Source organism: Deinococcus aerius, from assembly GCF_002897375.1.
In the GTDB taxonomy this organism is placed as follows: Bacteria; Deinococcota; Deinococci; order Deinococcales; family Deinococcaceae; genus Deinococcus; species Deinococcus aerius.
Genome location: NZ_BFAG01000001.1, coordinates 458,128 through 479,197 on the forward strand (window position 1 = coordinate 458,128; position 21,070 = coordinate 479,197).

The window sequence follows — 21,070 nt, forward strand, 5'->3', positions numbered from 1 at the left end:
TCCCCCTACCTCTGCGGCTCGATGACCACCTTCCCCGTCGTCTTGCGGTCCAGGATGTCCTGAAAGGCGCGGGCGCTCTCGGCCAGGGGATAGGTGGGGCCGACCTGGGGGACGACCTTCCCGCTTCCGACGAGGGCGGTGAGGGCCTGCGCGGCCTCGCGCGTCGCCTCCGCGTCCTGCATCAGGGGCATCAGCCACAGCCCCGTCACGGTCAGGTTGCGCTTCATGAGTTCGACGGGGCGCAGGGTCGCCTGCTCGCGGCTCGCGTTCCCGATCACGATGATGCGGCCACGAGGAGCAGCCATGTCCAGGCTCTCCTGGAACCGCTTGCCGCCCACGACCTCCAGGATGAGCGGCACGCCCTTTCCACCAGCCGCCTCGCGCACCTTCTGCACGCGCTCGGGGTCATCTTGCAGCAGGGTCACGTCGGCGCCGAGATTCCGGGCGAGCTCCAGTTTTTCCCCGGTGCTCGCCATAGCGATGACGTTCATCCCGAGCGCCTTGGCGAGCTGGATGGAGGCCGTGCCCAGCGCCCCTGCCGCCGCCTGCACCAGCACCCACTCGCCTTCCTGCCCGTGCCCCAGCGTCTTCAGGCCGTGGTAAGCCGTGAAGTACGACACTGGGAAGGCGGCGGCTTGTGCGGCGGTGAAACTCTGCGGCACCGGGACCAGCGCGGCGGCGGGGGAGACGGCGTACTCGGCCAGGCCCCCGCGACCGCCCAGGCTGGCGACCCGCTGGCCGACCTCCACCCCCGTCACGCCCTCACCCAGCGCGTCCACAGTCCCGGCGAACTCCATGCCCGGCGTGTACGGCACCCGCGTGCGCGTCAGGTACTCGCCCGCCACCGCGAGCACGTCCGCGAAGTTGATGCCCACCGCCTCCACCCGCAAGCGGACCTCGCCGGGGCCGGGCTGGGGGATGGGTACGTCGCGCAGTTCCATCACGTCGGGGGGCCCCAGGCGCTCGACGACGACGGCTCTCATGGTGTCGCTCATGGCCGGAGCATACCCGACTGTTCCCCGAAAAGTGAACGCGCACGTACATCCTGAACGCGCACGTATTTGACCCCACCCGCTTCCCGTGGAAGCATGGGGCGCACATCACCCCAGGAGGCAGCGCATGAGCATCGTCGACCAGACCCGCGAGGGGGACGTTCTCGTCCTCACCATCAACAACCCGCCCGTCAACGCCTTCTCGCCCGGCGTGCCCGAGGGCCTGCACGCGGGCCTGGACGCCGCCGAGGGCGACGGGGGCATTAAGGCCGTCGTCATCATCGGCGGCGGGCGGACCTTCATCGCGGGGGCAGACATCAAGACCTTCGACCTGCCGCGCGAGCAGGCGCCCGACCTGCGCGGCTTCATTCAGCGGCTGGACAGCTTTTCCAAGCCCACGGTCGCCGCGATCCACGGCACGGCGCTCGGCGGCGGACTGGAGGTTGCCCTCGCCTGCAATTACCGCGTCGCTACACGGGACGCCCAGATGGGCCTGCCCGAGGTCAAGCTCGGCGTTCTGCCCGGTGCGGGCGGCACCCAGCGGCTTCCCCGCGTGGTCGGCGTCGAGAAGGCGCTGGAGATGATGCTCTCCGGCAACCCCATCAAGGCGACGGAGGCGAAGCAACTCGGCCTGGTGGACGAGATCGTGGAGGGCGACCTGCGCGAAGGGGCGATCGCCTTCGCCCGGGCGCACGCCGACGCCCGCCCCCTGCCCCGCGTCAGCGAGCGCACCGTGGGGGCCGATCCCGCCGTCTTCGCCGCCGCCCGGGAAGGCATCAAGAAGACCCACCGCGGCCAGCTCTCGCCGTCGCTCATCATCGACCTCGCTGAGATGGCCGCCACCCGCCCCTTCGCGGAGGGCTGGGACGCCGAGGCCCGCCTCTTCATGCAGGCGAAGGACTCGCCCCAGTCGCGCGGCCTGCGCCACATCTTCTTCGCCGAGCGCGAGGCGGGCAAAATCCCGGGCATCACCAAGGACACTCCGACCACCGAGATCAAGTCCGCCGGGATCATCGGCGCGGGCACGATGGGCGGCGGCATAGCGATGAACTTCCTGAGCGTCGGGATTCCCGTCACCATCGTGGAGACGAGCCAGGAAGCCCTCGACCGCGGCCTCTCGGTCATCCGCCGCAACTACGAGAACAGCGCGAAAAAGGGCCGCCTGAGCATGGAGGACGTGGAGAAGAGGATGGGCCTCCTCACCCCCACCCTCAACATGGAGGACCTCGCTGACGCCGACATCATCATCGAGGCCGTGTTCGAGAACATGGACGTGAAGAAGGACATCTTCACGCGGCTCGACGCCATCGCCAAGCCCGGCGCCATCCTCGCCACGAACACCTCCACCCTCGACGTGAACGAGATCGCCTCCGTCACCTCGCGGCCCGAACAGGTGATCGGCCTGCACTTCTTCAGCCCCGCGAACGTGATGAAGTTGCTGGAGATCGTGCGGGCGGACAAGACCAGCGATTCCGTGCTGGCGACGAGCATGGCCCTCGCCAAGCGCATCGGGAAGGTCGGCGTGGTCGTCGGCGTGTGTGACGGCTTCGTGGGCAACCGCATGATCCACCGCTATGGCGACGAGGCCCGCAAGCTGGTGGAGGAGGGCGCGAAACCCGAGGACGTGGACGCCGCGATGAACGCGCTCGGCCTGCCGATGGGTCCCTTCCAGATGAGCGACATGGCCGGGCTGGACGTGGGCTACCTCATCCGCCAACATCAGGCGAAGGTGCGCGGCCTCCCCAAGCCCGACGGCTGGCTCGACCGCATCGTGGAGATGGGCCGCAAGGGCCAGAAGACGGGTGCGGGCGTCTACGACTACGACGAGAACCGCAGGCCGAAGCCCAACGCCGACATCCAGCGGCTCATCGAGGACTACCGCACCCAGAAGGGCATCCAGTCCCGCCAGATCGGGCAGGACGAGATCACGGGGCGCCTCGTCTACTCTCTTGTCAATGAAGGGGCGCAGATTCTCGACGAGGGCATCGCCCAGCGCGCGGGCGACATCGACGTGATCTACATCTACGGCTACGGCTTCCCCGCCTACCACGGCGGCCCCATGCAGTACGCCGACGAGGTGGGATTGAAGAACGTGGTGGCCGACCTGGAGAAGTACGGCCAGACGCCCGCGCCACTGCTTAAGAGGCTGGCGGAGGAGGGCGAGACCTTCGCCCAGTACGACCGGGAGAGGGCGGGAGCCTGAGCGTATGACCGTCCAGGTGCGCGTGCTGGGTGAAGGGGAGGCGGACGTGCTGCGAAACGTCGCCCCCGGCGTCTTCGACTACGACCTCCGGCCCGACTCGCTGGCTGCCTTCTTCTCGGACCCCCGGCACCATCTGGTTGTCGCAGTGGACGGCGAGACCGTGGTGGGCATGGCGGGCGGCTTCCACTACGTTCACCCGGACAAGGCGCCCGAGCTGTACATCAACGAGGTCGGCGTGGCCGACGGCTATCAGGGGCAGGGCCTGGGCCGCCGGATGCTCGACGCCCTGCTCGCGCACGCCCGGACGCTCGGCTGCGTGGCCGCCTGGGTCCTCACCGAGGAGGACAACATCGCCGCCCGCCGCCTCTACGCCTCCGCCGGGGGCGAGGAGCAAGCGGGCGTGGTGATGAGCCTGTTCGGCCTGAAAAGCAGGGCGCGACTTGAGTAGGCCTTGCGATTTGCGGCTCAATGCTATCTGGCACTTTTGCGGGCAGCATCGACTGTTGATGGAGCATGTGGATTCATGTGCGTGCTTCTACTGTTTCGCTCAATTCAAGGCCAGCGATATCAAGACGTGGATTGATGATGACGAAACAGCTCTGTGCCCGCATTGTGGAATGGATACCGTCCTTCCCGACGTGCCGCTCTATACCCTCGACAAAGACCTTCTGACCGAGATGCACCGCTACTTCTTCTCGTAACCTCAAGGAGTCTCCCCATGCCCGAAGCTGTCATCGTCTCCACCGCCCGCACCCCCATCGGCAAGGCCTACCGGGGCTACCTCAACGACACGCACGGCTCCGACATGGGGGCGCATGTCGTGACCCATGCCCTACAACGCGCCGGAGTGGACCCGTCCGAAGTTGAGGACGTGATCATGGGGGCCGGGAACCCCGAGGGCGCGACCGGTTCGAACATCGCCCGGCAGATCGCGCTGCGGGCGGGAATGCCCGTCACCGTCTCCGGCGTGACGGTCAACCGCTTTTGCTCCAGCGGCCTGAACACCATCGCGCTGGCAGCGAATCACATCATGGCCGGGCAGGGCGAGATCATCGTGGCGGGGGGGCTGGAGAGCATCAGCCTCACGCAGAACGAGCACGCGAACAAGTACCGCCTCAAGGGCGAGTGGCTGGTGGAGCACAAGCCCGCGATCTATATGCCCATGCTGGAGACGGCGGAGATCGTGGGCGCCCGCTACAAGATCAGCCGCCAGGCGCAGGACGAGTACGCCTACTCCTCGCAGATGCGGACCGCCGCCGCCCAGCAGGAGGGCCGCCTCGACCAGGAGATCGTGCCCTTCACGGCGACCATGAAGGTGCAGAACAAGGAGACGGGCGAGATCAGCACCCGCGAAGTCACCCTGACGAGGGACGAGGGCAACCGCCCCGACACCACGATGGAGGGCCTCGCGGGGCTCAAGCCCGTGATCGAGGGCGGCTGCGTGACGGCGGGCAATGCCTCACAGCTCAGCGACGGCGCCTCCGCCTGCGTGGTGATGAGTGACGAGGTGGCGCGTGACCGGGGCCTCACGCCGCTCGGCATCTTCCGGGGCTTCGCGGTGGCGGGCTGCGAGCCGGACGAGATGGGCATCGGCCCCGTCTTCGCGGTGCCCAAGCTGCTCAAGCGGCACGGCCTGAAGATTGGCGATATCGGCCTGTGGGAGTTGAACGAGGCCTTCGCCGTGCAGGGCATCTACTGCCGCGACCGACTGGGCATCGACCCCGAGATCTACAACGTGGACGGCGGCTCCATCTCGGTGGGCCACCCCTACGGCATGAGCGGCTCGCGCCTGACGGGTCACGCCCTGATCGAGGGCAAGCGCCGGGGCCTGAAGTACGTCGTGGTGACCATGTGCGTGGGCGGCGGCATGGGCGCGGCGGGGCTGTTCGAAATCGTGTGAGGAACGCTCCCGGCTCGCCCTGAGCAGGTGGGCAATCGGTGCCCCGGCCTCGCGTGGTCGGGGCCTTCTCCTCCCACAAACGTTTAACGTTAAGCGGTTACGATAGAGGCATGACGACCTCTCCTCTCATTCCCCACGGACTGCACCACGTTACCGCGGTAACGGCAAATGCCCAGGCGAACCTCGACTTCTACACCGGCGTGCTCGGCCTGCGCCTGGTCAAGAAGACGGTGAATCAGGACGACGTGACGGCGTACCACCTCTTCTTCGCGGATGGGGCGGGGAGTCCGGGGAGTGACCTGACCTTTTTCGAGTGGCCCGTGCCGCCCGAGGTGCCCGGGAACAACTCCATTACCCGGACGGGGCTGAGGGTGCCGATCGGCAGCCTGGACTGGTGGGCGAATCACCTGCGGGGGCATGGCTTGGAGATCACGCCCGTCACCCGCGCGGGCCGTGCCCACCTCGATTTTGCCGACCCGGAGGGCCAGCGCCTCAGCCTGGTGGAGGGCGGGCCGGGGGGCGTGCCCTGGGAGCGCAGCCCCATTCCTGCCGAACACCAGATCCTCGGGCTCGGCCCCGCCGAACTCACCCTGCCCGGCCTGTTCCCGACCGAGCGGGTGCTGACGCGGGCGTACAGCCTCCAGGCGGCGGGAACCTACCCCGACCCGGAGAACCCTGAGCGGACGGTCCACGTCTATGCGATGGGGGAGGGCGGCCCTCACGCCGAACTTCACCTGCGCCTTGCCCCCTCATTGCCCCCGGCTCGTCCCGGAGCAGGCGGCGTCCACCACCTCGCCCTGCGCGTGCGGGACGACGAGTACCACGCCTGGAACGCGCGGCTGAGCGGGCTGGGCCTGCGCACGAGCGGTGAGGTGGACCGCCACTGGTTCCATTCCATCTACTACCGCGAGCCGCAGGGCATCCTGATCGAACTCGCGACCGACGGCCCCGGCTTCGCGGTAGACGAGGACCCCGCCCATCTTGGCGAGACGCTGGTGCTCGCGCCCTTCCTGGAACCGCGCCGGGCAAGCATCGAGGCGGGGTTGAAACCGCTGGTGGTCGGGGCGGGGGCAGCCGCCGGGCGCTAGGCCAGTCCCTCCAGGGCAAGCGCGAGGTCGGGTTTTGGCAGGGCTGGCTGCGGTCAACCCCTCAGTCAGCTTCGCTGACAGCTCCCCTCAAGGGGAGCCGGGTACGCCCCTGACCCGCCAGGAACCCGAGTCTGTCGCCTCCCTGCAAACGCCCGATGTGCAATACGGAAAACACCGTTCGATACGGATTTTGTTCTCCCTATAGGGGCCTCGCGGAGCTGCACCGCGGGGGGGCTAAACGGGGCGGCGCCAACCCTATACCCACCCGCCCTCCCCCTTTCCGTTAAGCTGACCCCTACATGCTCTGTGCCAAACTCACCTTTCTGGCGGGTGTGCTGGCCGCGCTGACCTTCCTGAGCGCCCAGGCGCAGTCTGCCGCCGAGGCGCAACTGCTCGCGGGGCTCAACCAGGCCCGGGCGCGGGGGGTGACCTGCCCCGCCGTGGGCCGCCGCCCGGTGGGCGCGCCGCTCCTCGCCAGCGCCGCCCACGCCCTCGCCGCCCGGACTCAGGCGGGGTACATGGGCAGGAGCGGACGCATCAGCCACATCGGCACGGGGGGCAGCACGCCCCGCGTCCGGGCGGCGAGCACGGGCGTCACGGCGGCCAGCGTCACCGAGATCATCTACCTGGGCTCGGGCGTAAACCCCCAGGCGGCGGTGCGCTGGTGGCTGCATTCGCCGGTCCACTGCGTGGTCCTGACCGATCCCCGCTACACCCACGCGGGGGCGAGCGTGGTGCAGGGCTCGCGCGGCACGGCCTACGTGGTCGTGCTGAGCAGTCGCCCGCGCTGAGAAAGTAGCTTTCGTTGCTGGATCAGAAGGCGGTGAGGAGAGGGCCACGGCACCGTTTCGCCACCTCACCCGCGCGTCACGTGGCGGGAGGACCATCGGGACATGACAGACCTTTCCGCGGCCAGTTCTTCCCCCTCCACGCTGGCCGCGGACACTCCGGTCAGTGCCCAGCGAACCGCCCGCCTCACCGCGTTCGACGCCTGGAGGGGCCTGACCGTGCTGCTGATGCTGCTGGTGAACAACGTGGCGCTGGGGAGCCACATGCCCGCGCAACTCGTTCACGCGCCCTTCGGCGGGATGACGCTGACCGACCTGGTGTTTCCCTGGTTCCTGTTCTGCGCGGGGGCGGCGCTGCCCTTCTCGCTCGCCGCGATGCCCCGGGCCGGGGTGACAGGGTGGGCGCGGGTACGCCGGTCGCTGGAACGGGCCGTCCTGCTGTACCTGGTCGGCGCCTTCCTCACGAGCGTCACGCTGGGGGCCTTTGACCTGGGGCTGGGCGTGCTGCAACTCATCGCGCTCGCCACGCTGGGTGCGGCGCTGCTGGGGGACTGCGGGGCCGCTGGCAGGCGCCGATCGCTGCCGGGCTGCTCCTGGGGTACGGCGCCTTTCTGGCCTATGGGCGGCACCCCGCGGGAATAGGCATCGTCTCCGAGACGGCCAATCCCGTACAGGCGGTGAACCAGACGCTGCTCGCCCCGTGGGGCCTGCGCGGGCTGCTCTCGGTGATTCCCACGACCGCGCTCGTGCTGCTGGGCAGCCTGGCGGAGGTTGACCTGAGCGTGTACGACCGGGGGAGCTACGCGGGCTTCGGTGGCCCCCTGCCCCTGCTGACGGCGAGTGTGCCCCGGGGGCGGCTGAACGGCTTCCTGAATTGGACTGTCACGGGCGCCTTCTACGAGCGGGTCTGGGTCAACCCCGGGAACCTGCCCGCCTACCGGGCGCCGGACCGGGTGCGTGAGGTGGGACCCACCCTGCAACCCTCGCCCAATCCGGGGAGCCAGGTCGCCCAGAACCGCGCCGCGGTCCGTATTACTCCGCGCAGGTGGTCGGCGGGCTGCACGGCGGCCTGCTGTACCGGGGCAAGCGGGGCACGGCGCCTGTCGCGGCCCTCACCTTTGACGACGCGCCGCACCCGATGTACGAGCCGCTGCTCCTCGACCTGCTGCGGCGCAGCGGTGTGCGGGCCACTTTCTTCGTGATCGGGCGCAACGCGCAGGCCTACCCGTATTTTGTCCAGGACATGGTCGCCGGGGGCCATGAGGTCGGCAACCACACCTACCACCACGTCCGGCTGCCGCCCCTGCCCCTCGCCGACGCGATGGGGGAGATGCGGCTGGCGAGCGAGACCATCCGCGCGCTCACCGGCCAGCCCGTGCGCTATTTCCGCCCCCCCGGCGGCGAGTACACCCCCGAGACCCTGCACGCCGCCGAGAGCCTGGGCCTCACCACCGTCTTCTGGACCGACGACCCCGGCGACTTCACCAACCCGGGGGACGCGACGCTCGAAAGCCGCCTGAAGCGCCAACTGCGCCCCGGCGGCATCGTGCTCCTGCACGACAATGCCCCCGAGATGCTCGACGTGCTGCGCGGCTTCCTGCGGGTGGCCCGCGAGGAGGACGTGAGGCTGACCACGGTGGGCGGGCTGCCGAAGTAGGCGGGCTGGTATGGCCCAGCGCATTTGACGAAAAACTTCGTCATGCGGAGCGGAAATTCCCTGGGCGTGATGTGGGGACCCTTCGCCTCGCCCAGGGGGCCAGGCCTTCTTGGGTCGGGTGCGCTACAACCCCAGCAAGGCTCCAAGGACCGCCGCGCCCAACACGACCACCGCGCTGTTCACCCGCGTGCGCCACAGCAGCAGAAAGGCGGCCCCCGCGAGCAGCGCGGCGGGCAGGGACGTGACGGAGGTGCGCGCCAGCACCAGCGCCCCCGCCAGAATCACCCCACCCCCGAAGGGCAGCAGGGCGTTGCGAAAGGCGATCACCCACGGGTGGGCGCTGTGCCGCTGCCAGATGAGGACGGCGGCGGCGCTGACGAGGGCGGTCGGCCCGTAAAAGCCCAGCGTGGCGGTGAGCGCGCCCGGAAGTCCCGCCGCCGCGTACCCGTAGTGCGTGACTGCCAGCATGTTCGGCCCCGGCATGAGCTGCCCCAGCGCGAACCCGTTCGCCAGCGTCCGCGCGTCGATCCAGCCGTGGTGAAGCACCAGCACCCGCTCGATCTCCGCCACGTTGGTGCCGCCGAAACTGATCAGCCCCAGCCGGACAAAGGCCAGGAAGAATTCCCACAGGTCGGTCACGGCTTCCCCCCCGGACGGTGGATCAGCAGCCCGGCCCCCAGCCCCACGAGCAGGACGGGCAGCAGGTCCAGCCGCAGCACCCCCAGCGCGAGGAAGACCAGGACAGTGACCGCTGGACCGCCCCGAAGGCCCCACCCTACCCGCACGACGGGCAGCGCGGCGGTGAGCAGCACGGCCAGGGCGGCGCAGGCAGCCCCTTTCAGCGCACTTTGCAAGAGGGGAGGTAGCCCACCCGGTTGCCCGAGCGTCACCACGCTCACCACCAGCATGGCGAGCAATCCGGGCGTGAGCACCCCCAGGACGGAGGCCAGGGCCCCCATCCGCCCCGCCAGCCGCGCCCCCACCATCGCCGCCAGGTTCACCGCGTTCGGCCCCGGCGTCAGTTGCGCCAGGGTGAAGGTTTCCGCAAACGCCTCCTCCGTCATCCAGCCGCGCGAGAGCAGCGCCCGGCGGGTATGGGCGGGCAGGCCGCCACCGATGCCGGACAGGGCCACCCCGACGAACAGGCGGGCCAGGCTCAGGGGAGTGGGCGCAGCTTGGGCGGAGGTTATTGGCTCATCCTCCGGGGGTAGGGCGGCTTCGGCCTGGGTCATGCCTGGAGCCTAAGCCCACGCCTGGAGCGTTATCCGGTGACTGCCTGGGGAACAGCCGGGCACGGAAAGCACGAAAAAGGGCAGGCGGCTGTTGCTAGGATGCTAGTAAGCTAGTACCCTCGTCCTGTGGGTGACGACGACAAGCGGCAGTTCAACATCTACCTGCCCGAACCCCTGATCCGTGAGGTGAAGATCGCCAGCGTGGACGCCCGCCTGAGTCTCAGCGCCTATGTGGAACGCGCCCTGCGCCAGCATCTGCGGACCGAGGCCGAGGCGAAACAGGCCGGGGACGAGGCCGCCGCGCGGTACGCGGGGGAGGGGAAGGCATGAGACCCAACGTGCTGATCTACGCGACCGACGTGAACCGCAGCCGCGACTGGTACGAACGGCTGGGCTTCAGGCTGCGGCGGGTGAACCGGCATGGCGGCTGGGCGGAGCTGGAATGGGGCGACTTCCTGCTGTACCTGCACGGCACGGGAAAGCCCAGGCCCGCAGGCTTCGCCCTCCCCGGCTTCGAGGCGCAGGAACCCCTGGAAAGCCTGGCCGAGCGCCTCACCTCGGCAGGTGTCCTGCCCGATCCCGTCATCCTCGACGAGGGCTTCGGGCGGGTGCTGAAGCTCCGCGACCCCGACGGCTACGAACTCGACATCGTGGAACACGACCCGGAGCTGTATGCCTGAGCGAACCCGAATCGGCACGGTGATCGTCCTGACCCGCGACGTGCGGGCGTCCCGCGCCTTCTACGCCGACCTGCTGGGGCTGCCCGTGCTGAGTGACGAGGACGGCATGGTCACGCTCGACGCGGGCGTCCCGCTGCTGCTGCATCCGGCCGACTCGCCCCAGCCCAGCCGCGCCAGCATCAACCTCCAGTTCCTCGTCGCGGACGTGGACGGCCTGATCGAGGAGGCCGGGTTGACTGTCCTCACCCCGCCCCATGACACGGAGTACGGCGTGCGTGAGGCCGAGGTGCTCGACCCGGACGGGCACGCGGTCTTTCTCGCGCAGCCCCTCTGAACCGTCCTTCTGCCCGCTTGACCTTTACATCATCTGGCGTATTCGGATCCATAAATTTCAGCTTTGACGTACCCTGGGGCCAGCTATGACCACACCTTCCCCGGACGCCAGCGTGCGCGTCCGCGACCTTCGCAAGAGTTACACCGTCCACGAGAAGGAGCCGGGGTTCCTGGGCAGCCTGCGCTCCTTCGTGAAGCGCAAGAGCCGCGAGGTCGAGGCGGTGAAGGGGGTGTCCTTCGACCTCGCGCCCGGGGAGGTGGTGGGCTTCCTGGGGCCGAACGGGGCGGGGAAGACGACCACCCTCAAGATGCTCTCGGGCCTGCTGCACCCCTCGGGCGGCGAGGCGCGGGTGGCGGGCTTCGAGCCCCGGCGCCGCGAGGCCGCCTTCCTGAAGCGCATCACGCTCGTGATGGGGCAGAAGCAGCAGCTCATCTGGGACCTTCCCGCCCTCGACTCCTTCCTCGTCAACCAGGCGATCTACGAGATTCCCGACGCGCAGTACCGCGCCACGATGGCCGAGTTCACCGAGGTGCTGGGCCTGGAGGGCATCCTGAAAAAGCAGGTCCGCAAACTCAGCCTGGGCGAGCGGATGAAGTGCGAACTCGCCGCCGCGCTGCTCCACCGCCCGGGGGTGCTGTTTCTCGACGAGCCCACCATCGGCCTCGACGTGAACATGCAGGAGAGCGTGCGCGCCTTTATCCGCGACTACAACGAGCGGTACGGGGCGACCGTCATCCTCACGAGCCACTACATGGCCGACGTGACCGCCCTCGCCCGCCGCATCCTGGTCATCGATCAGGGGCAACTCGTCTTTGACGGGGACCTCGCCCGCCTGGCCGAGCGGGGGAGCGGGGGCAAGACGGTGCGGCTGCAACTGCGGCACCCTGTTAACGCCGCGCGCCTCGCCAATTACGGCAGTGACGTGCGGGTGGACGGCCTGAGCGCCGAACTCACCGTCCCCCGCGGGGAGGTGAGCGTGCGCGCCGCGCGGCTCCTCGCCGACCTCGACGTGGCCGACCTGACGGTGGAGGACCCGCCCATTGAGCAGGTGATGGGGGAGCTGTTCGGGAGGAAGGAGGCGGTCAGTGGTTAGTGGGCAGTGGTTAGTGGATCGTTCGCCGTTCTTTTCCCACTTCCCACTCCCCACCCCCCACTCCCGGCGCCGGAGGCGCCCATGACCTCCCTCTGGCGCAAGGCCCGTGTCCTCTTCATCACCCGTTTTGCGGAGATGACCGAGTACCGCGCGGAGGTCGTGATCTGGATGCTCTCGGGCACCCTCTCGCTGGTGATGATGCTGGTGTGGATGTCGCAGGCCGCGGCGGCGCCGGGTGGGGAGATTCGGGGCTACAACCCCTCCGAGTTCGCCACGTACTTCCTCTCGACCTGGGCGGTCGGCCAACTGATGGTCGTGTGGGTCGCGTGGGAACTCGACATGGAGATTCGGCAGGGGACCCTCTCGCCCAAGCTGCTGCGGCCGATGGACCCCATGTGGCTGCACTACGCCGCCCACTTCGCCGAGCGGGTGGTGCGCTTTCCCGCGCTGCTGGCGCTCGTCGCGCTGTTCGCCTGGGTCGCGGGTGCGCGCTTCTCCACCGACCCCGCCGCGTACCTGGCCGCCTTCGGGCTCGCCCTGCTGGGCTTCAGCGCCCGCTTCCTGTGGGAGTACACCATCGGCCTGCTCGCCTTCTGGACCGAATCGAGTACCTCTTTTCAGGAGGTCGTGTGGCTCGTGTACGCCGCGCTGGGGGGCATGTTCGCCCCACTTGCCTTCTACCCGGAGTGGGTGCAACGGGTCGCCGTCTGGACCCCCTTCCCGTACATGCTGGGCCTCCCCGCGCAACTCCTGGCGGGCAAGGCCACCCTGGCCGACGCCGGACGCGGCGCCCTCGTGCTGCTCTTCTGGTTGGTCGCCTTCTGGGTCCTACGCTTGACGGTGTGGCGGGTGGGGCTGCGGAAGTACGGGGCGGTGGGGGCGTGAAAGGGGAAGTGGCCCGTGGTCAGTGGTTAGTGGGTCGGCTGCCCGTCCTTTCCCACTTCCCACTTCCCACTCCCCACTTCCCGCGCCGGAGGCGCGCATGACCCGCTACCTCCGCCTCATCCGCCTCTTCACGGGGGCCACGCTCGCCGCGCAACTGGAGTACCGGGCGAACTTCCTGGGGGCCATCCTTGCCAGCCTGGCCGAGTCGGGGGTGGCGCTGCTGGGGATCGCGGTGCTGTTCGGGCAGCCGGGCACCACGGAGGTGGGGGGTTGGTCCTTTCACCAGGCGCTGCTCGTCGTGGGCCTCTTCACGCTGACCGAGGGCTTTATCAGCGTGTTCATCCAGCCCAACATGAGCAAGATCGCCGAGGCCGTCCGCACCGGCAGCATGGACTTCACGCTCCTCAAGCCCATCGACGCCCAGTTCAACATCAGCACGCGCAACCTCAACGTGCTGCGCGTGACCGACCTGCTCATCGGGGCGGGGCTGACGATCTACGCCGCCTCGCATCTGAGCGTCACGCCGGGCGGGGTGCTGGCCGCCGCGCTGCTCTACGTCTGCGCGCTCGTCATCGTGTACTGCATCTGGCTGGCGCTCTCCACGACCGCCTTCTGGTTCGTGAAGACGCAAAATGCCTCGGAGCTGTTCAACGGGGTGTTCGGCGCCGCCCGTTTCCCCGTCACGGCCTTTCCGGTGCCGGTGCGCGCGTTCCTGACCTTCGTTGTGCCCGTCGCCTTCATCACGACCGTGCCCGCGCAGGCGCTGACCGGGAGCCTCTCGCCCGGGCTGGTGGTCGCCTCGCCGCTCGTGGCCGCCGCGCTGTTTACCCTGACGCGCCTCTTCTGGCTGCGAGCCGTAGGGAGTTACACGAGCGCGAGCAGTTGAGGCCGGGCGAGGGGGGAGGATGGGAGGGCCGACTCACGTTAACACAGTTTTTGCGGTTGCAAGGCGAGAAACGTTCTCCTGGTGGGGTTTTTCTCCCTCCCCCTTGAGGGGGGAGGGTTGGGGAGGGGGTGAGAGCGGGGCGTCCAACACCCACCCAGCGAACGACGCCGGAGCCGTTTGGACGCGCCGGGAGGGCGTGCCCGCTCACCCCCTCTGCAAGCAGCTTTGCGAGTCGAGGAGGAGCAAAAAGCCCGGCGGGAGGAATGCCCCCTCCCTCCACCCCCAACGGGACCTTTAGGCTTGACCGCCCCGTGACGGGCGGCGTGGTACGCTTCTTGACAAGTTGACCGGCCTGATTGCTCGTCCGTTTTCCTTCCCGCTCCTGGGCGGTGGGGATCCGGGCGCGCCGCTCGCCCTCAACAATCCAGAATGTCGTCGGGGCTGCCGTGAGGTGGCCCCGCGCGCTTTTCGGAGGTTTGCCTTGACGCTCAACGAACAGTTCCAGACGCTTCCCAAGCTCCTGAAGGTCCGCGAGGTCGCCGATTTTACCGGCACCCACGAACGGACCGTCCGCCGCTGGATTCGAGACGGCCGCCTGGGCGCGGTCGAACATCCCAGTGGCCTGCGGGTGCCCCGGCGCTCGCTGTGGCGCTTTCTGGGACTGGACTACGGCCTGAGCGCCTGAGAAGGGAAACGGACGCCCGCGGCCCGGTATGCTGGCCCCATGCGGGCTTGTGGGAGCTGCGACGGGCGCACCTGGGCGGCTGGACGCGAGTTCGAGCCCCCGCCCCGGGGCCAATCGTGACCCTGGCGGACGTGCGGGCGGCCCTGGCGCGAGGTGTAGACTCGGCTGCCCTCTCTGCCCTGCGTGCGCTGACGCCTCCACCCAGCGAACGCGAGGAGGCCGCCGCGCTCGCCCTGCACCTGGGGCAACCGAGCCTCACTGTTGGTTGGGCGGCGGACCCGTTTCTGCTCGCCGCCGCGCAGCTCCGGCTGGGGGACGCGGCGGCTGCCTTGGCCGCCTTGCAGGGTCAGCCGGACACCGCCCGGCCTGCCCTGCTCCGTGCCCGCGCCGCCTGGCAGGGCTCCGGGGGGGACGCCTTCAACCTCGCCCGGCACGCCCGGACACTCGCCCGGACAGAAGGGGATGCCGGGGCGCTCGTGGCTGCCGTGACCCTGCTGGGCGAACTCCTGTTGCCGACCGATCCCCGCGCGGGCCTGCGCACACTCGCCGAGGGCCTCAAGGTCGCCGAACTCACCGGGCAGGAGGCCGACGCGCACCTGCTGGCCATCCTGGCGCATACCCAGGCCGCCCTGGGCAGCGCGGAGAAGGCGGGCCTCACGGCGACCAGGGCGCTGGGCCGCAGCCTGCCGCGCAGCCCCGCCCGCGTCGCCGCCCTGCTCGCCCTGGGCCGCCGTGAGGAAGCCCGGGTGGAAGCGGCGGCGGGCGAGCTGCCCGAGGTCTGGTGGCGGGGCCTCTCGTCCGCGGCTCAGGCGGGCGCGGGCAGAACTTCCCCGCAACGCTTGCAGTAGCGGGCGTCCGGGTCGTGCCGGTCGAGCCCGCAACGGGGGCAGATGCGCTGCGGTTGCCGGCGGTCCTGGGCGCGGGCCAGGTTGACCGTCACGATGCCCGTGGGAACGGCCAGAATGCCGTAGCCCAGGATCATGGCGAGCGAGGCGAGGGCCTTGCCCAGCGGCGTCTTGGGCGCGATGTCGCCGTAGCCCACCGTCGTGAGGGTCACGATGGCCCAGTAGATGCTTGTGGGGATGCTGGTGTAGCCGTTCTCCGGCCCCTCGATGAGGTACATCAGTGCGCCGATGACCGTGACGAGCGACAGGACCACCGCGAGAAAGACCGTGATCTTGGCGGCGCTCGCCCGGATCGCCTCCGTCAGCACGTTCGCCTCGCTGAGGTAGCGCGCGAGCTTGAGGATGCGGAAGATGCGGAGCAGCCGCAGCACGCGCACGATCAGGAGGGTTTCGGCCCCCGGCAGGAGCAGGGCCAGATACCCCGGCACGATGGACAGCAGGTCCACGACCCCGAAGAAGCTGCGGGCGTAGTGCGAGGCCCGGCGCGCCGAGATCAGCCGCAGCACGTACTCTGTGGTGAACAGCAGCGTGAGGACCCACTCCGCGCGGTTGAGCACGCTCCCGTACGCCGCCCGCATGGGGCGCACGCTGTCCAGCATCACGACCAGGATGCTGCCCAGGATCAGCACGATCAGCACGAGGTCAAAGGCCCGCCCCGCCGGGGTGTCGTTGTTGAAGATGACGTTGCCCAGGATGACCCGCCAGGGCGCCCGCCGGTCGCTGGGGGTCCTCATGCCGGAAGTCTACCCGTCCCCGTGGCCGCCAGGTCTTTCAGATGCGGAGGCCGCCGTCACCGCAGGCCGCTCGCCCCCCACCGTTCGTGAAAGGGGACATAGGGCGGCGGGCCGATGAACAGGCGCGGGCCGGGGTTCCCGTCCACGTACACGCTCTCGTACGTCCAGACGTTGCGCTCCTGCGCGAGCGCGTAGAAGGCCGAGCCGTCCGCCAGCTCCTCCTCGGGCAGGGGGAGCCGCTGCCGGTAGCCTGCCAGAAATGCGCCCGACAGCGCCGGGTCGAGCTTCAGGCTGAGGGACAGGCAGCGCACGACCTCCCACGCGCGGGGGGCGAGGCGGGTCTGCTCCCAGTCGATCAGCGCCGTGGGCCGCGAATTCTGGAAGAACACGTTGCCCTCGTGATAGTCGCCGTGCAGGAAACGAAAGGGGAAGGTCGGGGAGTGGTCGGGCAGCGGGGAGGCGCGGAGATGAGCCAGCCGTTGCCGTGTCCGGGTGAGCGCCCAGCCGTCCACCTCGTCCGGGGAGGGCAGGGAGAGGATGGCCGCCCCGATCCGCTCCAGCCTTTCCACCGTTCGCTCGACGCCGGATGGCCGCACCTCCGGCACCTCAAAGGGGACTTCAAGGGGCAGCCGCTCGTGCAATTCGGCGAGGAACGTTCCCAGTGCCGCCGCGTGGGCGGAGGTGAGCCTGGGGCGAGGCATTGTTGCCCCGGACGCGACCGGGAAGAGCGCCGCCAGCCCCGTTCCGAGTTCGGCAACGGTGCCGCCCGTGTGCGCGAGGAGAGGGGCGGGCGTGGGGACACCCGCCCGGACAGCCACCCCGATCGCCGCGTGTTCCCGCTCCACCCTCGCCCGGTCGGGACTTCGGTACACCCGCAGGTGGAACTGGCCCGTCCCGGTCACCACCCCAAAGGCCCCGTTGATGCTCCCGCCGCCTAGGGGCCGAACGGCCCGCACCTCTCCCACGTCCCAGGTGCCCGCGATCTCCTGCGGCCTCACCCCGGCATGACCTCCAGCCGCCGGAGGCCGCGAATCACGAAGCCGCCCACGTACTCGGGGTCGGCGTCCGGGTCCTTCAGCCTCAGCTCGGGGAAGGTCCGCACCAAGGCCCGCAGGCTCAATGCCAGTTCCAGCCGGGCGAGGGGCGCTCCCAGGCAGTAGTGGATGCCCAGGCCGAAGGTCAGGTGGGGGTTGGGGTCCCGGGTCAGGTTCAGGCGGTCGGGGTCCTCGAACCGGTGGGGGTCGCGGTTGCCGCTGGCATAGAGCAGCCCAACCTTCTCGCCGGGATGCAGGTCCTCGCCGTGCAGGGTCATGTCGTCCAGCACGTAGCGCTCGAAGAGGGGCAGCGGTGTGTCGAAGCGCAGCAACTCCTCAACCGCCGTGCGGAACAGGGGCAGGCTGTCCTCACGCGAGGCGGCCTCCACCAGCCGCTCCCACTGCTCCCGCCCCCGCAGCAGGGCCAGCACGCCCGCCGTGAGCCCGTTGACGGAAGCCTCGTGCCCGGCGTTCAGGAGCAGGATGCAGGTGTCGATGAGTTCCCGCTCGCTCAGGCGGTCGCCCTCCTGCTCGGCCCCTACAAGCGCCGTGATGAGGTCGTCCCGCGGCTCCGCGCGCCGCTTCTGGGCGAGGTCCCGCAGCAGGGCGCTGAAGTCGAGGACTGCCCGCTCGGCCTCGTCCTGCTCCGGCCCCGTGTACGTCGGCTCGTACAGGCGCACGATGGCCGCCGACCAGGGCCGGAGCATCGCCCGCTCCCCCGGTGGCACGCCGAGCAACTCCGCGATCACCGTCACGGGGAGCGGCTCGGCGTAGTCCGTCACGAGATCAAAGCCGTCACCGAGTCCGGCCAGTTGCGCCGCCAGGATCGCCTCGATACGCCCGGAAAGCGCCTCCACCCGCCGGGGAGTAAAGGCCAGGCCGACGAGCGAGCGCAGCCGGGTATGTTTCGGGGGCTCGGAGTCGAGGAGGTGGTTGCCGTTGAAGGCGTCGAAGTTCGCCTGCCGGGGGTCGGGCGGCGGCCAGCCGAGTTCGTCGCGCGAGTAGCGGTGCAGCACGCTGCGCCCGAAGCGGCGGTCGCGCAGCACGGCCGCGATGTCCGCGTGCCGCGTCAGGAAGACCCGGTTCAGCGCCGGGTCGCGGAAGGCGGGCGTCTCCCCCCGCAGCCGGGCGAGCAGGGGGTAGGGGTCCCGCACGAAGGCGGGGTCGCCCAGCGGCAGCGGGAACTCGGGCAGGGGCATGGGTACAGGCTACGGCACCTGCTGGGCAGTCTTGAAGCGAACGTACGGTCTACTCACGCCGCCGCCGCCAGAATGCCCGGCGATGCTGCGCTCGCTGCTGTGGCTGCCCGGGGCGGCCCTGATCCTGGCCGTGCTGCTGGACCTGCTGGCGAGTTCCATGCAGACCGGCGAGGGCCGCCTCCTGCGGCTGGTCCACCGCCCGCTGTACGCGGCCCTGACCTGGCTCGCCCGGCGAACCCGGCGCCGGGGGCTGCTGGCCTGGTCGGGGGGCATGCTCGTGGTGGGCACCATCGGGGTCTGGACGCTGCTGACGTGGCTGGGCTGGACCCTGGTGTTCTGGTCGGGGAAGGGTGCGCTCGTCGGCACCGCCAAGGAGACGCCCGCCGACCTCTGGGACGTGCTGTATTTCGTGGGCTACACCCTGGCGACGCTCGGCCTGGGCGACCTCAAGCCGCTGGGCAACGGCTGGCGGCTGCTGACGGACCTGGCGGCGTTCAACGGCTTTTTTCTGATCACCTTCGCCATCTCGTTCGTCGTGCCGGTCGCCCAGGCGCAGGCCGAGCGGCGCACCCTCGCCCTGTGGCTGCACCGGCTGGGCGGCAACGCGCAGGACCTCGTGATCCGGGCGTGGAACGACCACCCGGGCGGCCTTCAGGGCCTGGTGGGGGACGTGGCGACCACCCTGAATACCCTCGACGCGCAGTTCAAGAACAGCCCGGCCCTGCACCGCTTCCACGACCGCCGCGCCGACGAGTCCCTGGAACTCGCCCTCCCCGCCCTGGACGAGGCCCTCAGCCTGATCGAGCACGCGCTCGACGTGGCGCCCCCCCGGGGGCTGCGGACCGTGCGCGCCTCGATCTCCAGCCTGCTGGGCACCTACCGCCAGGTGCATCCCCGGTTGCGCGTGGACCCGCCGCCGCTCCCCGACCTCACGCCGCTGCGCGACGCGGGGCTGCCGCTGCGCCCCGAGGCCGAGGTGCGGGAGCGCTTCCTGGACCTGAATGACCGCCGCCGCGTCCTGCGCGCCATGACTGAGCAGGGCGGCTTCGCCTGGCCGGACGTGGAGGTCTGCTCAGCCGGGGTGCCTGACCCCGCCGTCTCTCTGGAGGAGGAGCTGGGGCTCAGCGGGCCGCCCAGCCGGGCGCGCTGAGCCCCAGCTCAGGCGAACTGCTCCTCCACCCGGGCGAGGTCGCGGGACGGCCCCGGCTCCCCCTCCTCGCCCCCCGGCTCGTCGAGGGTCAGGGCCGCCGGGGACCCGGGCAGCGGCGAGGCGGGCAGGGAGAGGTCCTCGGCGGCGGGGAGGTGGCGGGCGCTGAGTTCCGCGAAGGACTGGATCAGCGCCCGGTACTGGCCCACGAACTGGGTGTACTCGGTCCGCACGGCGCTGAGGCGCGCGGTGAGTTCCGCGTACCGCTCGTTGAAGGCGCGTTCCAGGTACACGGTGCGCTCGGCGTGGGCGCGGTCGCGCTCCAGCGTGAGCCCGTGGTGTTCGCGCTCCAGGTCGGCAAATCTGCCGCGGAAGGCCGCCTCCAGCTCCGCCATGCGGGCCTGGTGGGCGGCCTCCAGCTCGGCGAGGCGGGCGGCGGAGTCGCGGTCAATCGCCTCGCGTCGGGTCTGCGCCTGCTCGATCATCAGCTCGCACTGGCGGGTGGCGTTCTCGCGCAGGTCGTGCCCGATGCGCTCGGCGGCCACGACCGCGCGGCGAATCTCGTCCTCGGCCTGGCGGCGCTCCTCCAGTTCGCGCTCCAGCTCCTCGACCCGGCCCCGCAGGGCCTGGCGCTCGTGCAGCAGGGCCTCGACCTCGTTCGCCACCTGGCCCAGGAAGAGGCGGACCCCGGCGCGGTCGTACCCCCCCGGCCTTCTGGGAAAGGTGCGGTGGCTGATGTCCAGGGGGGTGAGGGGTTCGCTGTTCAGGAGATCACTGGAATGCTGGCTCATAGAAAAAGACTCCTTCCGACGCGCACCAGGGTGGCGCCCGCCCGCACGGCGTCCGGGTAGTCGCCGCTCATGCCCATGCTGAGTTCCGGCAGGCCGAGGTCGTGGGCCTGGGCGGCGGTGTCCGCGAACACCCGCCGGGCCGCCGCCGCGTCCCCCTCGGGGGCCATCACCATCAGGCCCCGCACGTTCAGTCCGGTCTGCACCACTCCAGCGTAGACGGCGGAAAGCTCATCCGGGTGAATGCCGTGCTTCTGCGCCTCGCCGTTGTGCCGCTGGAGCAGCACGTCGGGGGCGCGGCCCCACTTCTCCGCCGCGCGGGCGAGCGCCTCGGCCTGCCGCACGTTCTCCAGCGCGTGGATCAGCGAGACCGGGCGCATGTACTTGACCTTGTTGAGTTGCAGCGGCCCGATGTAGTGCCACTCGGCGTCCGGCAGCAGCGCCGCTTTGTCCCGCAACTCCTGCGCCCGCCCCTCGCCCAGCGGAAAGCCGCCCGGCTGGAGGTCCGCGTACGCCAGCACATGCGCGCGGACGGCCTCCAGGTCCTGTCCCTTCGTCACCGCGACGAGGCGCACGCTGCCGGGGGGACGGCCCGCCTCTTCCTCGGCGGCGCGGATGCCCGCCAGGACCTCGGGGAGGCTCAAGGCCTCCTCCTCCCTGTGTGTCTCACGGGGCGCATTGTGGCACTCCCACCCCCGCCGGGGGTAGCCGGGCCGGATAAGCCCCCGAGGTGGAGATCTCGTCAAGTTTCCTTCACTCTTCTCAGGGCGGAAACGAGAAAGGTTATGGGCAGCATTCGGAGCGGGCGTTTCCAGCGGAAAGCCAGGGCTCTGTGCCACA

25 protein-coding genes are annotated in these 21,070 nt (G+C 69.9%); 17 read left to right on the plus strand and 8 right to left on the minus strand.

What is annotated here, in order from left to right:
• Positions 1-5: 5 nt before the first annotated feature.
• Complete coding sequence (locus DAERI_RS02095; RefSeq protein WP_103127801.1) at positions 6-995, minus strand: NADPH:quinone oxidoreductase family protein; 990 nt, start codon at positions 993-995, stop codon at positions 6-8.
• Between the two features lie 124 nt (positions 996-1,119).
• Here DAERI_RS02095 and DAERI_RS02100 point away from each other — a divergent pair, with 124 nt between their 5' ends.
• The 8 genes from DAERI_RS02100 to DAERI_RS23245 all read left to right on the plus strand — a co-directional run bounded on the left by DAERI_RS02100 (position 1,120) and on the right by DAERI_RS23245 (position 8,628).
• Positions 1,120-3,195, plus strand: coding sequence for a 3-hydroxyacyl-CoA dehydrogenase NAD-binding domain-containing protein (locus DAERI_RS02100; protein WP_103127802.1), 2,076 nt, complete (start codon positions 1,120-1,122; stop codon positions 3,193-3,195).
• A gap of 4 nt (positions 3,196-3,199) precedes the next feature.
• Positions 3,200-3,643, plus strand: a complete 444-nt coding sequence (locus DAERI_RS02105) for a GNAT family N-acetyltransferase (protein ID WP_103127803.1) — start codon at positions 3,200-3,202, stop codon at positions 3,641-3,643.
• 270 nt (positions 3,644-3,913) lie between these two features.
• The gene (locus DAERI_RS02115; RefSeq protein WP_103127805.1) at positions 3,914-5,095 is read left to right on the plus strand and encodes an acetyl-CoA C-acyltransferase; all 1,182 of its coding nucleotides are present in this window, start codon (positions 3,914-3,916) and stop codon (positions 5,093-5,095) included.
• 110 nt (positions 5,096-5,205) lie between these two features.
• On the plus strand, positions 5,206-6,183 hold the full coding sequence (locus DAERI_RS02120) for a ring-cleaving dioxygenase (RefSeq protein WP_103127806.1): 978 nt from the start codon (positions 5,206-5,208) through the stop codon (positions 6,181-6,183).
• A 299-nt stretch (positions 6,184-6,482) separates the two neighbouring features.
• Positions 6,483-6,974, plus strand: a complete 492-nt coding sequence (locus tag DAERI_RS02125; RefSeq protein ID WP_103127807.1) for a CAP domain-containing protein — start codon at positions 6,483-6,485, stop codon at positions 6,972-6,974.
• A 102-nt stretch (positions 6,975-7,076) separates the two neighbouring features.
• Positions 7,077-7,613, plus strand: coding sequence for a DUF5009 domain-containing protein (locus DAERI_RS22195; RefSeq protein ID WP_165794008.1), 537 nt, complete (start codon positions 7,077-7,079; stop codon positions 7,611-7,613).
• Between the two features lie 35 nt (positions 7,614-7,648).
• The gene (locus tag DAERI_RS23240; RefSeq protein ID WP_369689440.1) at positions 7,649-8,173 is read left to right on the plus strand and encodes a hypothetical protein; all 525 of its coding nucleotides are present in this window, start codon (positions 7,649-7,651) and stop codon (positions 8,171-8,173) included.
• Positions 8,110-8,628 carry a polysaccharide deacetylase family protein gene (locus DAERI_RS23245; RefSeq protein ID WP_369689441.1) on the plus strand — a complete coding sequence of 173 codons (519 nt, stop codon included), beginning with the start codon at positions 8,110-8,112 and terminating at the stop codon, positions 8,626-8,628. Before DAERI_RS23240 ends, DAERI_RS23245 begins: the two co-directional genes overlap by 64 nt.
• A gap of 123 nt (positions 8,629-8,751) precedes the next feature.
• Here the strand turns inward: DAERI_RS23245 and DAERI_RS02135 are convergent, their stop codons facing one another.
• Both DAERI_RS02135 and DAERI_RS02140 read right to left on the minus strand, forming a co-directional pair.
• Positions 8,752-9,267, minus strand: coding sequence for a chromate transporter (locus tag DAERI_RS02135; protein ID WP_103127808.1), 516 nt, complete (start codon positions 9,265-9,267; stop codon positions 8,752-8,754).
• Complete coding sequence (locus DAERI_RS02140; RefSeq protein ID WP_103127809.1) at positions 9,264-9,860, minus strand: chromate transporter; 597 nt, start codon at positions 9,858-9,860, stop codon at positions 9,264-9,266. The genes DAERI_RS02135 and DAERI_RS02140 overlap by 4 nt, the downstream gene beginning before the upstream one ends.
• 126 nt (positions 9,861-9,986) lie before the next feature.
• Here DAERI_RS02140 and DAERI_RS02145 point away from each other — a divergent pair, with 126 nt between their 5' ends.
• From DAERI_RS02145 to DAERI_RS02180, 8 genes are all read left to right on the plus strand, one after another.
• Entirely contained in the window at positions 9,987-10,190 is a 204-nt protein-coding gene (locus DAERI_RS02145) for a CopG family transcriptional regulator (protein WP_103127810.1), read from the plus strand.
• Positions 10,187-10,540, plus strand: coding sequence for a VOC family protein (locus DAERI_RS02150; RefSeq protein ID WP_103127811.1), 354 nt, complete (start codon positions 10,187-10,189; stop codon positions 10,538-10,540). The genes DAERI_RS02145 and DAERI_RS02150 overlap by 4 nt, the downstream gene beginning before the upstream one ends.
• Positions 10,533-10,874: a VOC family protein gene (locus DAERI_RS02155; protein WP_103127812.1), complete on the plus strand. Its 342-nt coding sequence runs from the start codon at positions 10,533-10,535 to the stop codon at positions 10,872-10,874. Before DAERI_RS02150 ends, DAERI_RS02155 begins: the two co-directional genes overlap by 8 nt.
• An 85-nt stretch (positions 10,875-10,959) precedes the next feature.
• Positions 10,960-11,967, plus strand: coding sequence for an ABC transporter ATP-binding protein (locus DAERI_RS02160; protein ID WP_103127813.1), 1,008 nt, complete (start codon positions 10,960-10,962; stop codon positions 11,965-11,967).
• Positions 11,968-12,048: 81 nt separating this feature from the next.
• Positions 12,049-12,852 carry an ABC transporter permease gene (locus DAERI_RS02165; protein ID WP_103127814.1) on the plus strand — a complete coding sequence of 268 codons (804 nt, stop codon included), beginning with the start codon at positions 12,049-12,051 and terminating at the stop codon, positions 12,850-12,852.
• Between the two features lie 97 nt (positions 12,853-12,949).
• Positions 12,950-13,738 (plus strand): ABC transporter permease, encoded by a 789-nt coding sequence (locus DAERI_RS02170; RefSeq protein ID WP_103127815.1) that lies wholly within the window; start codon positions 12,950-12,952, stop codon positions 13,736-13,738.
• Positions 13,739-14,219: 481 nt separating this feature from the next.
• A complete protein-coding gene (locus DAERI_RS02175) occupies positions 14,220-14,423 on the plus strand; it encodes a helix-turn-helix domain-containing protein (protein WP_019584866.1) in 204 nt (67 codons plus the stop codon).
• A gap of 116 nt (positions 14,424-14,539) precedes the next feature.
• Positions 14,540-15,271, plus strand: coding sequence for a hypothetical protein (locus tag DAERI_RS02180; RefSeq protein WP_235610189.1), 732 nt, complete (start codon positions 14,540-14,542; stop codon positions 15,269-15,271).
• On the opposite strand, the gene DAERI_RS02185 is transcribed toward DAERI_RS02180, so the two are convergent.
• The 3 genes from DAERI_RS02185 to DAERI_RS02195 are packed head-to-tail and all read right to left on the minus strand — an operon-like array spanning position 15,229 to position 18,295.
• Positions 15,229-16,062, minus strand: coding sequence for an ion transporter (locus DAERI_RS02185; protein WP_103127816.1), 834 nt, complete (start codon positions 16,060-16,062; stop codon positions 15,229-15,231). The two genes, DAERI_RS02180 and DAERI_RS02185, sit on opposite strands and share 43 nt — an antisense overlap.
• Positions 16,063-16,118: 56 nt before the next feature.
• The gene (locus DAERI_RS02190) at positions 16,119-17,060 is read right to left on the minus strand and encodes a phosphotransferase enzyme family protein (protein ID WP_103127817.1); all 942 of its coding nucleotides are present in this window, start codon (positions 17,058-17,060) and stop codon (positions 16,119-16,121) included.
• Positions 17,057-18,295 carry a cytochrome P450 gene (locus DAERI_RS02195; protein WP_103127818.1) on the minus strand — a complete coding sequence of 413 codons (1,239 nt, stop codon included), beginning with the start codon at positions 18,293-18,295 and terminating at the stop codon, positions 17,057-17,059. The genes DAERI_RS02190 and DAERI_RS02195 overlap by 4 nt, the downstream gene beginning before the upstream one ends.
• 82 nt (positions 18,296-18,377) lie before the next feature.
• Here DAERI_RS02195 and DAERI_RS02200 point away from each other — a divergent pair, with 82 nt between their 5' ends.
• Positions 18,378-19,445: a potassium channel family protein gene (locus DAERI_RS02200; protein WP_103127819.1), complete on the plus strand. Its 1,068-nt coding sequence runs from the start codon at positions 18,378-18,380 to the stop codon at positions 19,443-19,445.
• An 8-nt stretch (positions 19,446-19,453) separates the two neighbouring features.
• Here the strand turns inward: DAERI_RS02200 and DAERI_RS02205 are convergent, their stop codons facing one another.
• Both DAERI_RS02205 and DAERI_RS02210 read right to left on the minus strand, forming a co-directional pair.
• Positions 19,454-20,233 (minus strand): DivIVA domain-containing protein, encoded by a 780-nt coding sequence (locus tag DAERI_RS02205; protein ID WP_103127820.1) that lies wholly within the window; start codon positions 20,231-20,233, stop codon positions 19,454-19,456.
• On the minus strand, positions 20,230-20,874 hold the full coding sequence (locus tag DAERI_RS02210) for a YggS family pyridoxal phosphate enzyme (protein ID WP_103127821.1): 645 nt from the start codon (positions 20,872-20,874) through the stop codon (positions 20,230-20,232). The genes DAERI_RS02205 and DAERI_RS02210 overlap by 4 nt, the downstream gene beginning before the upstream one ends.
• Positions 20,875-21,070 lie beyond the last annotated feature (196 nt).